This is a genomic window from Acinetobacter johnsonii ANC 3681 (assembly GCF_000368805.1).
GTDB lineage: Bacteria > Pseudomonadota > Gammaproteobacteria > Pseudomonadales > Moraxellaceae > Acinetobacter > Acinetobacter johnsonii.
The window spans coordinates 298,400-312,502 of record NZ_KB849703.1; the positions used below are offsets into that span (position 1 = coordinate 298,400).

The following is a 14,103-nucleotide window of genomic DNA, read 5'->3' on the forward strand; positions in this document are numbered from 1 at the left end:
ACACCTTCTCCATTAAGCCAAAAGACGTTGAATATCCTTAGCAATTTTTTCAGGTTTAACAATCGGCGCATAGCGTTTCACCACCTGCCCTTTTTGGTTAATGAGAAACTTAGTGAAATTCCACTTGATGCTTTGGCTACCTAAAATGCCTTTAGCTTCAGTGGTTAAATACTGATACAGCGGATGTGCTGTAGGACCATTCACATCAACTTTGGCAAACATCGGGAAAGAGACCCCATAGTTACGCTGACAAAAGCTGCCGATCTCTTCATTACTCGCAGGGTCTTGCTGTGCAAATTGGTTGCAGGGAAAGCCTAAGATCAGCAGGCCTTGCTGTTGATAGTCCTGATATAACTGCTCCAAACCTTCAAATTGCGGGGTTAAACCACATTGGCTGGCGGTATTCACCACCAATAAAACCTTGCCTTGATAATCGGCCAGATTCTTTTGCTCGCCTTCCAACAGTTCGGCCTGAAAATCATAAATTGTGGTCATTACATCTCTCCCATTCATCAAATGTCATTAATTAAAGTCGCTTCAAGTTCTGAACCGACCTCAATCTCAAATAAATATCGCACACAATTAACTTGTGCACAAGATTATTATGCACAATACACTTTTACCCCTATTTCATTTATACTGCTTTACAGACATTAACACCCAAGGACATGCAACATGGCGGACACCCCACTTTTAGAAAACCGCGTGTGTTTTGCCATGTATTCCGCAACCAATGCCATGGTTCGTCAATACCGTCCACGCTTACAGGTTTACGATCTGACCTATCCGCAATTTATTGTTTTGTTGGCTTTATATGAGCAGGACAATGTGACGCTGACTGAGATTGGACAAAAAACCTTGTTTGACTCTGGCACCTTGACCCCCATTATTAAAAAACTAGAAGAAAAGCAGTTTTTAAAGCGTGTTGCCGTCAAAGAAGATGAACGTATGAAAAAAGTCGTTCTGCTGGAAAAAGCACTGTTAGCCAAAGATAAAATTATGGCCATTCCTTTTGAGCTGGCATGTTCTTTAGGCCTAGATCCCGATGATTTGGTAGCCATCCATCAACTGTGTCAGCGTTTTTTAAACGGCTTAGACCAGACCCAACACGCCAGTGGAGATACTTAAGTGCAACAAGCGATTGTTGGTTTTCATCTCGATGAAGAACATCATTGGGTGGCGGAACTAGCCTGTGGCCACACACAACATGTCCGCCATACTCCACCGTGGCAAAACCGCCCTTGGGTACAAACTGAGCAAGGGCGCCAAGAAAAAATAGGCGTTCTTTTAAACTGTAAAAAATGCATGGAAAATTCACAAAAATAATTCTTTTGCATTTTCTTCAAATTTTAATGCTTATTTATCAATTTTTTAGAAAAATCAAAAAGCCTGTACAGCTGTACTTTTCAACCCAGTAAAACTATGTAGAAAAAATGAATATTACCGTAAGTCTTGTTCATTTTTAGTAAATGATTATACTTCTCATTTTTATTGGCAATTCACTCTCTCCGAGCCTTAAATCATGATGAAATTTTCACCACAGCCGCTTTGTGGTTCTAACCTATTCAAATATAGCCTTCTCAGCTTTATGATTTTAAATGCGCATGCAGCTTATGCGGATGAAGCAACGCTACAAAATAATGAGAACCCCTCGTCTCAAGCGACGACAAACAAATCGAATACAGCAGCAGTTTTGCCCACCTTGAAAATTGAGGCGATGAGTGAACTTGATCCAATCAAAAGCTATGTCGATTATGATCAGGCCAATGTCACACGGAATGGTTTAAAGAAAAAAGACATTCCTCAAACCATCGACACCATCGATGTACAGAAATATAAAATCTATGGCTCTAACGACCTCAGTGTGATGCTACAAGGCACACCAGGGGTATCCACCAGCTACGATACGCGTGGTGATGGCATCACCCTCCGTGGTTTCTCTGCCGACTCGGGTGATATTTATCGTGATGGTATTCGTGAAAGTGGCCAAGTGCGTCGCAGCACATCCAACATTGAACGCATTGAAATTTTAAAAGGCCCTGCCTCGGTACTTTACGGTCGTAGTGCGGGCGGTGGTGTGATCAATATGGTGAGTAAATACGCCAACTTTGACTCGAAAAGTTCCGTCGGTACTTACGTAGGCTCATATGATAACTACGGTGCAACAGCAGATATTAACCAAGTCATAAATGACAACTGGGCTGTGCGCTTGACGGGTGAATACGGTGAAGCGGATAGTTTCCGTTCAGGCATTGACAGTAAAATTGAAATGATCTCGCCAAGTTTCACTTATAAAAATGATGATGAAACCCTCACGTGGACCACACAATATACTTATGACAAATTAAATCGAACCCCTGACCGCGGGCCTTCTTATAGTAATTTACCCGCAGGTATTTCAATCAAGACTGGCTTTGCTCAAGAAGGCGATTTTATTGAAGATGAATTACAAGTTATTCGTACTGATGTGAAATATCAATATGCGCCAAATTGGAATTTCCACTGGGCGCTCAGTTATCGCCAAGCTTATCAGAACTTTGACAACTTCTTTGGTGGCACCTATTGCAACAATAATCTCACTTTAGAAACAACGCCGAAAGCATGTACTTGGAATGGTTACGTGCGTCAAAGCTATGCATGGCAAGAAACCATGAATAAGACCATTACCAATACTTTTGATATATCTGGTTCATTCAAAACTGGAGCTGTAGAGCATCAGCTCCTCGTCGGTGCAGATGTCAGCCGTGAAGACCGCTCACCAAAACTAGGGAATTACTCAAGTGGTACAGGTGTTCCTCGCTACTATGGTTTTATTAACCCCTACAATCCAGCAGACCAATATAATACGTTACCAAGCTCAGAACGTCTCCCTGTAACCTCTGATAATCATCACGTAGGTGAGTCAATGGGGTTCTTTGCTCAAGATTTAATTAGCCTGACACCTGAACTTAAAATGATGTTAGGTATGCGCTATGATCAGTACAATTTCAAATCGACCAATCATATCCAGAACCTTTCAAAACAATATGATGATACGACCTTCAGTCCTAATATTGGCTTTGTATGGCAACCATCAGAACAACACAGTTTTTATACTTCATACAATAAAAGCTTCGCCCCTTATGGAGGTCGTGGCAATATTTCTGTTGATGTCACTACTGATCCAAGCTTGTATGACGCAGAACCGCAATACAATGAACAATATGAAATTGGGGTTAAGAGTGATTGGTTAGACCAACGCTTAAACACACAACTTTCGGTTTATGACATTCGTAAAAAGAATATTCGTTATCAACCTGATGCCAAAGAACAACCCTTCATTTGGTCTGTAGGTGGTGAGCATCAAGCCAAAGGTTTAGAGTTCAGCTTCATCGGTCGTGTACTGGACAACTTATTTGTCCGTGGTGGTTATGGTTATACCGATACTGAAGTGAAAAAGGATAAGGAAAAGCCTGAGAATGTAGGGAATGCATTAGCAAATACCTCTAAAAATACAGGTAACCTATTTGTGCGCTACTTACCTACAGAAAAACTCTATGGTGAAGTGGGCGTGACTTATGTTGGCTCTTACTATCCAAACATCAATAACTTGACCAAGATGGATGGTTTCAATCGCGTCGATGCTGCCATTGGTTATAGTGCTGATCCATGGAACGTGACTTTAGCTGTCAGCAACTTAACCAATAAAGAATACTGGCGTTCTGACTCTATGCCAGGTACACCACGTAGCTTCCTCATGCGTTTGAACTACCAGTTCTAAACCCCTGCAGTTAAAACGCCATCTCAAGCGGAACAGGTCGCTGTTCCGCTTTCGTATGCTTAGCAAGGGATGAATAAGCCAAACAATGCTGGCTTTGAACCTTTTGTTATAAAACGCAAGAAACGGATTTTCAGGCCTCGCTGGATTTGTTAGTGTTTTCTTAAGTTAAATGATTTCCGCGAGTAATCATGACAGAACATAGCAATTACGCACGTGTGGCAAAGGCGATTGAATATATTGAACAAAACTTCAAACAGCAACCCAGTTTGGCTGAGATTGCAGAACACGTGCATTTAAGTCCTACACATTTTCAGCGTATCTTTAGCGAATGGGCAGGTATTAGCCCGAAGAAATTTCTGCAATATATTAGTGTGGAATATGCAAAGTCGGTTTTGAAGAATCACACAGAAAATAATATTTTTGCAGCAACTTTTGACACTGGCCTTTCTAGTACCAGTCGATTGCATGATTTATTTGTCCAAATCGAAGGTATGACGCCCGCAGAATATAAACAGGGTGGTGAAGCACTCCACATTCACTATAGTTTTGCCGAAACCATTTTTGGCTCCGTCATTATTGCCTCGACCCCTAAAGGGATTTGTCATATGGCCTTTACCGAAGTAGATCGGGATGCATTGGCCTATCTGAAAAAACAGTTCCCACGTGCGACATTTATTGAAGATCAGGATGAATTACAACGCAAAGCGCTCGCAATTTTTCAGCACGATCAAAACAGCCTATCAGAGATTAAACTGCATCTGAAAGGCACCGACTTTCAGCTCAAAGTTTGCTTAAAATCCCCATGGGACGGCTCAGCAGTTATGCACATATTGCTCAAGAGATTGGGCAAGAGCGTGCCTCACGAGCGGTCGGAACAGCAATTGGCAGCAATCCCGTTGCCTTTTTAATTCCATGTCATCGGGTCATTCAGTCTTCAGGGCAACGTGGCAACTATATGTGGGGGACAACACGTAAAACCGCGATGATTGGCTGGGAAGGTGCGCATAGCCAAACGCCAACCGAGTGAGAGAGCGAATAAAAAAGGAAGCCGAAGCCTCCTTTTTTTGTTTCAACGCTTAAACGCCATATTTCACGCGATAGGCTTCCATTTTTGCTAAAGCTTCTGTTTCACCTTTAGCCTCTAAATAATTCATCAAATCTTTCATGGTCACCAATGCATGCACAGGAATTTCCAATTCTTTTTGGACTTCTTGAATCGCAGACAGTTCACCTTGACCTTTTTCTTGGCGGTCTAATGCCACCAACACACCTGCAATCTGCGCACCTGCATTTTTCAAAATGGTGACTACTTCACGGATTGCTGTGCCCGCAGTAATCACGTCATCAATAATCCAGACTTTTTTACCTGCAACGGACGCACCAACCAAGACCCCGCCTTCACCATGATCTTTGGCTTCTTTACGGTTAAACCCCCAAGGCACACTTACCCCATGATTTTGTGACAAGGCCACTGCTGTTGCAGCAACAAAAGGAATCCCTTTGTACGCAGGACCAAAGACTACTTCAACATTGTTGCATTCTGTCAGTTTGGCTGCATAGCCAGACGCCAGTAATGACAAGGCTTCACCGTCATTAAGTAGACCTGCATTAAAAAAATAAGGACTCACACGACCCGATTTTAAAGTAAACTCACCAAATTTAAGCACGCCACGTGATAATGCGAGTTCGATAAAAGCTTGAGGGTTAAATGTCGCTTGCGTTGTCATGCGGTGCTCCGTATTTTCAAATTGAGGTAAGACTTGCGCATGATACCAAAGAGTAGCTATCCAAGTGATCAAAAAATTTTACGTGTGGTTTCAATTAACGTAAATGGTCTACGTTCTGCAGAAAAAAAAGGGATTTTTGATTGGATTGCCACATCAGATGCTGATGTGATTTGCATGCAAGAATCTCGCATCACCCACGAACAATGGACCGATAAATTTAAACCTGAAGGTTGGCATACTCACCTGTTCCCTGCTGAACGTCCAGGGTATGCTGGCACTGCTATTTATAGCCGTTTACCGTTTGTTTCAGTTACTGATGGACTCGGTTTTGAATTGGCCGACTCTCAAGGCCGCTTTATTTCGGCTGAGTTTGACTTAGGCTTAGACCAAAACGTGCATATTTGTTCACTCTATTTACCATCGGGTTCTTCTGGTGAAGAAGCACAAGTGCGGAAAGATCACTTCTTAGAAGAATACAAACAAATTTTGAAACAATGGCGCGATGAAAATAAATCCGTGATTGTCTGTGGTGACTACAACATCGTACATAAACGCATCGACATTAAAAATTGGACAGGCAATCAAAAAGCCTCAGGCTGCTTACCACACGAACGCGCTTGGCTCGATCATATCTATGATGAACTTGGCTATGTCGATACTTTCCGTGAAGTACGTCCAGAGGCTGAACTTTATTCGTGGTGGTCAAACCGTGGACAAGCCCGTGCGAAGAACGTGGGCTGGCGGATTGATTATCAGGCGTGCTCACCTGACTGGAAAGCCCGTACAGTCAATGCTTGGGTCTATAAAGAAACATGGTTTAGCGACCATGCACCTGTCATTATTGACTACAAAATCTAGAAAAATGTAAGTATTTAGCTCATATTCAGTGAGCATATGTTTACTGAATATGAGTTTTTAACCTACATTATCTGCCGTTTTTTGAGTCTTTTTCTGATCAATCAATCAGTGCATTATATTTCCACGGCAAAGGGACGATGTCAGGATGACAGCACAAGGACAGGACGCCGTAGGATGAAATTAAAACGAACTATGGATATAGTTGGTTTTCAAGGATGTGACAATGGACGTTGTAATGAGACCCGCATGATCAGGATGATTAAATGCGGGTTTTCTCTTTTTTAGTCTCTGCCTTTTTTAATGCTTCTTCTTTTTATATTCTATTTTTCTTTGATTTAATTCTAAAACGCTTTTATGACAAGACGATGACGCTATTGGCTTAAATCGCGACACTAGAGCTGCTCTGCTTTTTCCGTTACTCTAAACCCAGCTTAAAATTCAGAAGGGTTTTCCATGTTAAACGTGTATGGCATTAAAAATTGTAATTCAATGAAAAAAGCATTCGACCTACTGAATGAGTTAGGTTTAGCGTATGAGTTTCATGATTATAAAAAACAAGGCATTGAGGCTACGACTGTCAAAACATGGCTCGATCAGATTGGGGCAGATGTGGTCCTGAATAAAAAAGGCACCACTTGGCGTAAGCTGACTGAAGCAGAACAAGACACTGCTTTAGCTTCAGAGCAAGGACTGATTGATGCCCTCACCACACATCACAGTCTCATCAAGCGCCCCGTGATTGCAACGCCCGATGGTTTTATTGTGGGTTTCAATGAAGATGCAATTCGTGCCTTAAAGGCTTAACAAAAACAAAAAAAGCCGAGCAATTGCCCGGCTTTTTTTGTTGGATGGGATTAGTTCGCGCGAATCCAAGTTTGGTTACGGCCTAATGCAGCCACACCAATATAGCCACGAAGCTCTAGTTTTTTACCACCAGCAGCAATGTTGCCTTTTAATTTATAAGTTTTACCTGTTTGCGGATCTAAAATTGATCCACCTTCATAGCTTGTACCACCCGCGTTTTTCAGACCATGTACAATCGTTAAACCTTTCAACGATTTGTTTTTGTATGGACCTTCACACTTGGTACATGCATTTTCTTCACCTGGTGTCAAAATACCTTGAATACTCGCAGTTAAAGTTCCATTTTTTTGCTCAGTGAATTTAACCAAAGCTTTCGCTTGTTTAGTTTTGTCATCAATCGTTTTCCAAACAGTGCCATTCAGCGGATCTGCTGCATGAGCTAGAGCGGTTAATCCTAGTACGCTTAGTGCAAGTGCAATTTTTTTCATTTTTGTCATTTCCCTAGTCTAGTATAGACGACTATCATTATTAAAAAGTCACAACAATTTTTCAATTTTTCAATGTGACCAATTAGTGTAACCTTGTAAATTATGTTGGTAAATACACAAACTCAAGGTAAAACAAATAACAAAATGGAATAACTATGAAGATTGCCGATCCATGGAAACAAATCATTACAGAGCAGTTTTTAAAAACCACGATTCGAACCCCAAGTCGCTTTAGTCTCCCACCCAGTAGTCAGCGTTTTCTTCTTGAACAAATGTGTCGTGCATTTCCGCTCAATAAGTCGATCCAGATTCGTCCTCTACGTCTTGCAGGCCTGCGTGCGGAAGAGTTAAAACCTGAAACTGAAGCCACTCAGCTCATTTTGCATATTCATGGTGGAGCTTTCTTTTTAGGTTCAATGAATACCCACCGTGCGTTTGTCTCAGACCTTGCAGCCAGTACACAAATGCAAGTCATTCACCTTGACTATCCGTTGTCACCCGAACACCCCTATCCTGAAGCCATTGATGCGCTTTTTGATGTTTATCTGCTGTTATTGGAGCAAGGTATACAGGCCAAAGATATTATTTTATCAGGGGATTCATGTGGTGCAAATTTAGCGCTAGCCTTAGCACTACGCATTCGTGATGAGCAACGTCCTCAAGTCAGTGGATTAATTCTACTTTCGCCGTTTTTGGATTTAAGCTTAACCAGTGAGTCTATTCGCTATAACAGCAAGCTTGATGCACTATTATCCATCGAAGCCCTTGAAACAGGCATCGACTATTATGTTCCTGAGCAAATTGACCCAGCGGACCCGTTCGTTTCACCTTTATTTGATGATTTAGCAGACCTCCCACCGACCCTTGTACAAGTCGGTTCGAAAGAAATTCTCTTGGACGATGCCCAGCGGTTTAGAGATAAAGCGACCAAGGCCGGCATAGATGTGACATTTAAACTATACACAGGCATGTGGCATAACTTTCAAATGTTTAATGCATGGTTTCCAGAAGCTAAAATGGCATTGGATGACATCGCAACGTTTGCTCAAGCGCTAGACCAAGACTAGACAAATTCCGCATAAAAAAAGGTCAGCTTAAAGCTGACCAAATGAGGAATCATGGAACTACAGTTATTGTTATTAGATCGTTTGCACCTGCGCTAAAGCTGTTGCAATGGCTTTGTCTTTCAGCTCTGGGCCCATATTCACGCCTTCAGCACGAATGATTTCAATATCGGTCACACCAGTAAAATTAAAGACAGTTTTTAAGAAGCCTTCTTGGAAGTCAACAGGACTATTTTCACCATAGACACCACCACGACTACTGGCAATATAGGCTTTCTTGTCACCAGCCAAACCAACAGGGCCATTTTCCGTATATTTAAAGGTACGACCTGCAACACTAATGCGATCAATCCATGCTTTTAAAGTCGAAGTAATCCCGAAGTTATACATCGCCGCACCAATCACCACAACGTCCGCATCTAAGTACTGTTGAATAATACGTTCGCCCAAAGCTGATTGTTCTGCATTTTGACCCATTAAAATTTCTGCGTCTAAATGTGGAATCGGTTGCGTTGCCAAGTCCAAATATTCAACCTCAACTTGCGCATGCTTTTCGCTGAGTTGCGAAACAATGGCTTGGCTCAACTGACGAGATACAGAGGCATCCGCCATAATACTTGAATCGATGTGTAAAACTTTCATGGGATGTTCCAACATAATCTTTATTGAATAGCTGCATTTTAAAATAAGATTATCCTTAGAATAATAGACCTATTCAAAACACTATGTTCTAAAAATAGAATGGTCTTTCCCTGCTGAGCTACATACTCAGTTCGTCACCTTTGATACCGTCTATTTATAAGATTGTGATATGTTGAAAGCAATGTATAAGAAATCAATCGCATTATTTAAAAAACAAAGCGGATATATCAAGGATGAAACGATTGAATGAGTTCATGGTTCTCAATATCTAAACAGCTAAGCAACAGCAAACTTTCTCATTATCTACTTGAAGAGGAAGTGATTATGAACTGGGATACCTTGAAAAAGTGTATTTTAATCCTTGTTCTCGGCTGTTGTGTCAATTTGATCTGGTTAGTTTGGGAGACTTATGTACTTCTCAACTCAGAATATTGGCATGTCGTTAATGTTCACCTTTTGCGCCACAAATTGGTTATTAATTCCATTTTTTTCATCACGTTATTGGGTTTGATTTACCCTTGCTATGCCCTACAAAAACAAGCTTGGGTAAAACGATTCCTCCCTTATATTGCGATTGGAATTTTAATCATTTCACTTTGCTATAACGGTTATATGATTGGGGTGTTTAGCCCTGTCACTATGGTGGTCTATATTTGTCTGATCGCTGTGGGTTTGGTGTTATTTGAGCGAAAGATCGTGTATGCGATGTTAGTCCCTGCTACATGCTTCTTAACCTTCTCAGGCTATCTCAGTTTTATTGATGTGATTCCTTATGCTCCTATTTTTCAGATTGATGGCCAACTCTTTCTCAATGGGTTTTGGCTCCTGTCGATGCTGTATTTCGTTATTCCCATCCTAATCACTTGTCTGATTTTATTTGAAATTTTACTTAGCCAATGGCGACATCGTGAACGACTCATTCAACATTTAAGTCAGATCGACCCACTGACCAATACATTTAACCGTCGCCGTATTAGCCAAAGTTTGGAGTATTTGCATCAGCAAGATCCGCATAATCCCTATGCCGTCATCCTCTTAGATCTCGATCATTTTAAAAGCATCAATGACCAATTTGGACATCATATGGGAGATAACGTGCTCATCGCTGTGAGCCAAGAATTAAATAACCAGATACAAAAACATGACCTAGTGGGGCGCTTTGGCGGAGAGGAGTTTATCCTTATTTTAAAACATGCTTCACTCCCTAAAGCCTATCAAATTGCGGAACGTTGTCGCTCAGCCATCGAGGCTTTAGTCATTAGCAATGATGAAGATCAATCTATCCGCGTTACAGCTAGTTTTGGTATTGCACAATCTCACCATGGACTCAGACCTCAGCAAGTTTTGAGTCAAGCAGACAAAGCACTCTATGCTGCTAAAGCCAGTGGACGTAATCAAATCAAATGCTATCTGGAAATCAATCCCGGTGAGATCAAATATAGCGCCGTATGTGCAGACACACAGTACATTTCACCTAATTAAACTGCTTCTGCCCGTGCCGCATCGACCCATTGTGTAACCGCAGGATGCTGCATGATGTGTTGCATATACTGCTGGCTGCGTTCAGATACAGGTAGTGCATAACTATTGAAACGCATCACCACAGGTGCATAGAAGGCATCGGCTATAGAAAAATCACCAAATAGAAAGGTATGCTCATCCGCACGCTGTGCCCAAATCTGTTCAATTCGTTCGACATCTGCTCTTAATTCAGCATGCTGCGCCCATAGAGCTTGCCCCTCAGCTATGCTGTACTGCGCTTGAATATTCATGGGGCACAATTGGCGTAGTGCCATAAAACTACTGTGCATCTCACAACTGATACTACGCGCTTGTGCTCTCAAATGGGTCTGTTTAGGCCACAGGGCTAAATCGGGATTTTGCTCGGCCAAATATTCACAGATGGCTAAAGAGTCCCAAATTTTAAATTCGCCCACAACCAATACGGGCACTTTAGCATTGGCATGAATCTGAGACAGTTGCTGCTTAAAGGTCGGGTCTTCTGCATCAAAGCGAACCAGTACCTCTTCAAAATCCAGATCAAATGCAGTCAAGACCAACCATGCTCGCATCGACCAACTGGAGTAATTTTTATTGGCAATATATAAACGTTGCATCCCCCGCTCTCCTTCAGGTTAAAAACGTTGTAATTGAGCTAAAAGTTCAGCCTCAGTAAATGCACCGGTTAAACGTAAACCACGAATTTCTTGTTGTGAGGCATCTAAGAATAAATAGGTCGGTGGTCCTAAAATATCCCACTGGTTTAAAAGCACTTGATGGGTTGCATCGTAATGACTCAAATCCAATTTAATCAAATAATATGGCGCAAGCGCTTGCTGTACGGTTGCAGACTTTAATATACGGTGTTCTATTGGCTGACAAGCAACACACCAATCAGCATAGACATCAATAATGATTTTTTGCCCTTTTGGTGCTTGTGCCAAGAGCTGCTTAAACTCCGCTGCTGTCGCTGCCACATGCCAACGCGCAGATGTAGCCACTGGCGCTTCAAAGAAACGCTGACTCTGCTGATATTGGCTATAAGCAATGTACGTCCCGCCAATCACTAAAGCCACGATGTACAGCATACGCAATTGCGTTTTATGCCACATCAAACGATACAACACATAGATAATAAAGCTTAAACCCAGCAGCAGACTCAGTGCTTGCATCCATGTCTCAGAAAGCAAAGGACGCACAAAATACAGCGCCAAAGCCAACATGATGAAAGCAAAGAATACCCGAACCTGATTCATCCACAACCCAGCACGAGGCAATACCTTAGCACCCAGTACGCTTGCCAGTAACAGCGGTGTACCCATACCAAAGCCTAAGGTGAACAACAAAATGGCCCCTTGCCACTGACTTTGTGTCTGCGAAATAAACAGTAAAGCGCCTGCCAAAGGTGCCGTCATACACGGTCCAACCAACAGCGCGGAGATCATGCCCATAATCGCAGCACTGATCAGGCTTCCACCCTTTTGCATAGACTGGATATGATCAAGTTTATTCACCACGGCTTGCGGCAGTTTAAGTTCAAACAAACCAAATAGATTGAGCGCGAATAAAACAAAGAGAATGCTAAAAGCAATCAGGGTGGATGGCTGTTGTAACCAACGCTGGAAGTTCAAACCTGCGGATGAAGCCACCAAGCCCAAAATGGCATAGACCATGGCCATACTACACACAAAGACCAAGGCAATCATCCATGCTTTGAGGCCTTTGCTATCGCGAATAATTAAAGAGGTTAAAATCGGCAACATCGGTAAAGAACACGGCGTAAACGCGAGTAATATCCCGAGGCCAAAGAACAGCAATAAACCATAGGCCAATGAGCTTTTGGCTAACTCTTCAGACCAAATTTGGTCTTGTGCAGCCATCGCATCGGAAGCCGTTGCGGCTGGTTCAGCAGTGACTGTGGGGTTGATCGGCCCAAATTGCGGATTCGACTGCGCGGCTAAATCCAACAGTCGCTTTGAACCACCTGCTTGGTTTTGCAGGCTGACCAAACCATTTACATCCGTTTTAAATTCAATGCTTTGTGGTGGATAGCAAATACGATCTTTGGCACAGCCTTGCCAAGTCACCTTATAAGTTTGCGAAGCCTGTGTGTCTAAGTCAAATTGCACTTGTTGATAATAAACTTGGGTATGCCCATAGTTTTCATCATACAGATCATGCGCAGGCGGTAGCTCAAGTTTGAGCGGCTGACCTGCCTGTTGTACTTCAAATTTGTGCTGATACAGATAATACTGCTCAGGGATATTCCAGTGCAGTTGAGCCGTATGCTCAGTCGTAGATTCCACTGTAAATGGAAAAGCATCTTCAGCTGAAAGGAGTGGAGTTTCCGCATGAACGTTTAGGATACTGGTCCAGATACACAGATTGATAATCAATACTAACAGTGCCAGATACCACGTTTTGCCGCTCATCCCCTGTTTCAGATGAAGATGCTTTTTCATAATATGTTCTTTTTTCTAATTAAAATAAGTATGAAACGCCAAGTCCTGAATAATAACTTTTATCTGAACCATTTAAGTCGACACCAACACTTGCATCCAACTGCATCCGATTATTCACCGCATACATGACACCTGTACCGAGCGCATATTCATTGTCTTGACTTTCTGCTTTACGATAAACCAATTCAGAAAAACCGCTGAGTTTATCGGTAAATTGATATTCTAAAGTCGGAATCGCAGAAATGGCCCAATCACTATTTTGCACTTCATAACGCATGGTGATGGATGTCGACACGAGGTCGCTATAATCATATGCCACCACAGATGACAGGCTATAAATATCATCTTCATTGGTGAAACCATCATTACCTGTGGCAATAATCGCTTCAGCCAGTACCGCCATACTCAAGCGTTCATCATCCAAAGGAATCGCCGCTTTCACACCGACACTGACATCACCCAAACCATCTGTTTCAGACTTATTGCCTGCCACTTTCATTTGTTGCCAAGAGGGCCCAGCCCAACCCAATTGCAATTCGATGTTTTCAGCTAAGCCTGTGCGCAATAACATATCTGCATTTAAGCTGGTGGTTTTGACTTTTTCACCATCAGCCGTGGTCGATTCAGCATAGTGCGCATTGGCCAAGCCCTGCTCCCAAGCCAACTGCCCCACAGGCGTAATCCCTGTCCCTATGCCCGAACCCGGACGGTCAAAGGAAAAATCTGCGGCCATCGCATTCATACTGAACCCAGCGGCTACACATAAACCTAAATGTTTTAATTGCATCATGATGATCT

Annotated in this window: 14 protein-coding genes and 1 pseudogene; 8 read left to right on the forward strand and 7 right to left on the reverse strand. The window is 42.3% G+C overall.

Translation table 11 applies throughout. The annotated features are described in order from the left end of the window. Positions 1-12: 12 nt before the first annotated feature. Positions 13-495 (reverse strand): glutathione peroxidase, encoded by a 483-nt coding sequence (locus tag F946_RS01715; RefSeq protein WP_004978287.1) that lies wholly within the window; start codon positions 493-495, stop codon positions 13-15. A 180-nt stretch (positions 496-675) separates the two neighbouring features. Between F946_RS01715 and F946_RS01720 the strand changes: the two genes are divergently transcribed. The 4 genes and pseudogenes from F946_RS01720 (at position 676) to F946_RS01735 (ending at position 4,787) form a co-directional block, all read left to right on the forward strand. Continuing rightward, positions 676-1,128 (forward strand): MarR family winged helix-turn-helix transcriptional regulator, encoded by a 453-nt coding sequence (locus F946_RS01720; protein ID WP_004978288.1) that lies wholly within the window; start codon positions 676-678, stop codon positions 1,126-1,128. Next, positions 1,129-1,326, forward strand: coding sequence for a DUF3565 domain-containing protein (locus tag F946_RS01725; protein ID WP_004978292.1), 198 nt, complete (start codon positions 1,129-1,131; stop codon positions 1,324-1,326). It abuts the gene before it with no gap. A gap of 199 nt (positions 1,327-1,525) precedes the next feature. Next, positions 1,526-3,760, forward strand: coding sequence for a TonB-dependent receptor (locus F946_RS01730; RefSeq protein ID WP_407637058.1), 2,235 nt, complete (start codon positions 1,526-1,528; stop codon positions 3,758-3,760). A gap of 188 nt (positions 3,761-3,948) precedes the next feature. After that, positions 3,949-4,787 (forward strand): annotated as a pseudogene (locus F946_RS01735) (methylated-DNA--[protein]-cysteine S-methyltransferase). A gap of 49 nt (positions 4,788-4,836) precedes the next feature. Here F946_RS01735 and pyrE read toward each other — a convergent pair. After that, positions 4,837-5,487, reverse strand: a complete 651-nt coding sequence (gene pyrE / locus F946_RS01740) for an orotate phosphoribosyltransferase (RefSeq protein WP_004691742.1) — start codon at positions 5,485-5,487, stop codon at positions 4,837-4,839. Between the two features lie 39 nt (positions 5,488-5,526). Between pyrE and F946_RS01745 the strand changes: the two genes are divergently transcribed. Both F946_RS01745 and F946_RS01750 read left to right on the forward strand, forming a co-directional pair. After that, positions 5,527-6,345 carry an exodeoxyribonuclease III gene (locus F946_RS01745; RefSeq protein WP_004978298.1) on the forward strand — a complete coding sequence of 273 codons (819 nt, stop codon included), beginning with the start codon at positions 5,527-5,529 and terminating at the stop codon, positions 6,343-6,345. A gap of 453 nt (positions 6,346-6,798) precedes the next feature. Then, on the forward strand, positions 6,799-7,149 hold the full coding sequence (locus F946_RS01750; RefSeq protein ID WP_004978301.1) for a Spx/MgsR family RNA polymerase-binding regulatory protein: 351 nt from the start codon (positions 6,799-6,801) through the stop codon (positions 7,147-7,149). A gap of 50 nt (positions 7,150-7,199) precedes the next feature. Here the strand turns inward: F946_RS01750 and F946_RS01755 are convergent, their stop codons facing one another. Continuing rightward, entirely contained in the window at positions 7,200-7,637 is a 438-nt protein-coding gene (locus F946_RS01755) for a DUF2147 domain-containing protein (protein ID WP_004691748.1), read from the reverse strand. Between the two features lie 155 nt (positions 7,638-7,792). On the opposite strand from F946_RS01755, the gene F946_RS01760 reads away from it, so the two are divergent. Beyond that, positions 7,793-8,704: an alpha/beta hydrolase gene (locus F946_RS01760; protein ID WP_004978304.1), complete on the forward strand. Its 912-nt coding sequence runs from the start codon at positions 7,793-7,795 to the stop codon at positions 8,702-8,704. A 72-nt stretch (positions 8,705-8,776) separates the two neighbouring features. On the opposite strand, the gene F946_RS01765 is transcribed toward F946_RS01760, so the two are convergent. Beyond that, the gene (locus F946_RS01765; RefSeq protein WP_004978306.1) at positions 8,777-9,343 is read right to left on the reverse strand and encodes an FMN-dependent NADH-azoreductase; all 567 of its coding nucleotides are present in this window, start codon (positions 9,341-9,343) and stop codon (positions 8,777-8,779) included. Between the two features lie 246 nt (positions 9,344-9,589). On the opposite strand from F946_RS01765, the gene F946_RS01770 reads away from it, so the two are divergent. Then, positions 9,590-10,825 (forward strand): GGDEF domain-containing protein, encoded by a 1,236-nt coding sequence (locus F946_RS01770; RefSeq protein WP_004978308.1) that lies wholly within the window; start codon positions 9,590-9,592, stop codon positions 10,823-10,825. Here the strand turns inward: F946_RS01770 and F946_RS01775 are convergent. From F946_RS01775 to F946_RS01785, 3 genes are read right to left on the reverse strand one after another with little or no spacing between them, the layout of a single operon-like run. Beyond that, the gene (locus F946_RS01775) at positions 10,822-11,460 is read right to left on the reverse strand and encodes a glutathione S-transferase family protein (protein ID WP_004978311.1); all 639 of its coding nucleotides are present in this window, start codon (positions 11,458-11,460) and stop codon (positions 10,822-10,824) included. The genes F946_RS01770 and F946_RS01775 overlap by 4 nt on opposite strands. An 18-nt stretch (positions 11,461-11,478) precedes the next feature. After that, entirely contained in the window at positions 11,479-13,305 is a 1,827-nt protein-coding gene (gene dsbD, locus F946_RS01780) for a protein-disulfide reductase DsbD (RefSeq protein WP_004978313.1), read from the reverse strand. A 19-nt stretch (positions 13,306-13,324) separates the two neighbouring features. Beyond that, positions 13,325-14,095: a transporter gene (locus tag F946_RS01785; RefSeq protein WP_004978317.1), complete on the reverse strand. Its 771-nt coding sequence runs from the start codon at positions 14,093-14,095 to the stop codon at positions 13,325-13,327. Positions 14,096-14,103: the final 8 nt, after the last annotated feature.

What these genes read in the sequence shown, in the direction of transcription:
- F946_RS01730 (WP_407637058.1), top strand. Translation starts at nt 1,526, where the DNA reads ATGAAATTTTCACCACAGCCGCTTTGTGGTTCTAACCTATTCAAATAT.
- F946_RS01750 (WP_004978301.1), top strand. Translation starts at nt 6,799, where the DNA reads ATGTTAAACGTGTATGGCATTAAAAATTGTAATTCAATGAAAAAAGCA.
- F946_RS01765 (WP_004978306.1), bottom strand. Translation starts at nt 9,343, where the DNA reads ATGAAAGTTTTACACATCGATTCAAGTATTATGGCGGATGCCTCTGTA.
- F946_RS01785 (WP_004978317.1), bottom strand. Translation starts at nt 14,095, where the DNA reads ATGATGCAATTAAAACATTTAGGTTTATGTGTAGCCGCTGGGTTCAGT.
- dsbD (WP_004978313.1), bottom strand. Translation starts at nt 13,305, where the DNA reads ATGAAAAAGCATCTTCATCTGAAACAGGGGATGAGCGGCAAAACGTGG.
- F946_RS01715 (WP_004978287.1), bottom strand. Translation starts at nt 495, where the DNA reads ATGACCACAATTTATGATTTTCAGGCCGAACTGTTGGAAGGCGAGCAA.
- F946_RS01755 (WP_004691748.1), bottom strand. Translation starts at nt 7,637, where the DNA reads ATGAAAAAAATTGCACTTGCACTAAGCGTACTAGGATTAACCGCTCTA.
- pyrE (WP_004691742.1), bottom strand. Translation starts at nt 5,487, where the DNA reads ATGACAACGCAAGCGACATTTAACCCTCAAGCTTTTATCGAACTCGCA.
- F946_RS01770 (WP_004978308.1), top strand. Translation starts at nt 9,590, where the DNA reads ATGAGTTCATGGTTCTCAATATCTAAACAGCTAAGCAACAGCAAACTT.
- F946_RS01775 (WP_004978311.1), bottom strand. Translation starts at nt 11,460, where the DNA reads ATGCAACGTTTATATATTGCCAATAAAAATTACTCCAGTTGGTCGATG.
- F946_RS01760 (WP_004978304.1), top strand. Translation starts at nt 7,793, where the DNA reads ATGAAGATTGCCGATCCATGGAAACAAATCATTACAGAGCAGTTTTTA.
- F946_RS01745 (WP_004978298.1), top strand. Translation starts at nt 5,527, where the DNA reads ATGATACCAAAGAGTAGCTATCCAAGTGATCAAAAAATTTTACGTGTG.
- F946_RS01720 (WP_004978288.1), top strand. Translation starts at nt 676, where the DNA reads ATGGCGGACACCCCACTTTTAGAAAACCGCGTGTGTTTTGCCATGTAT.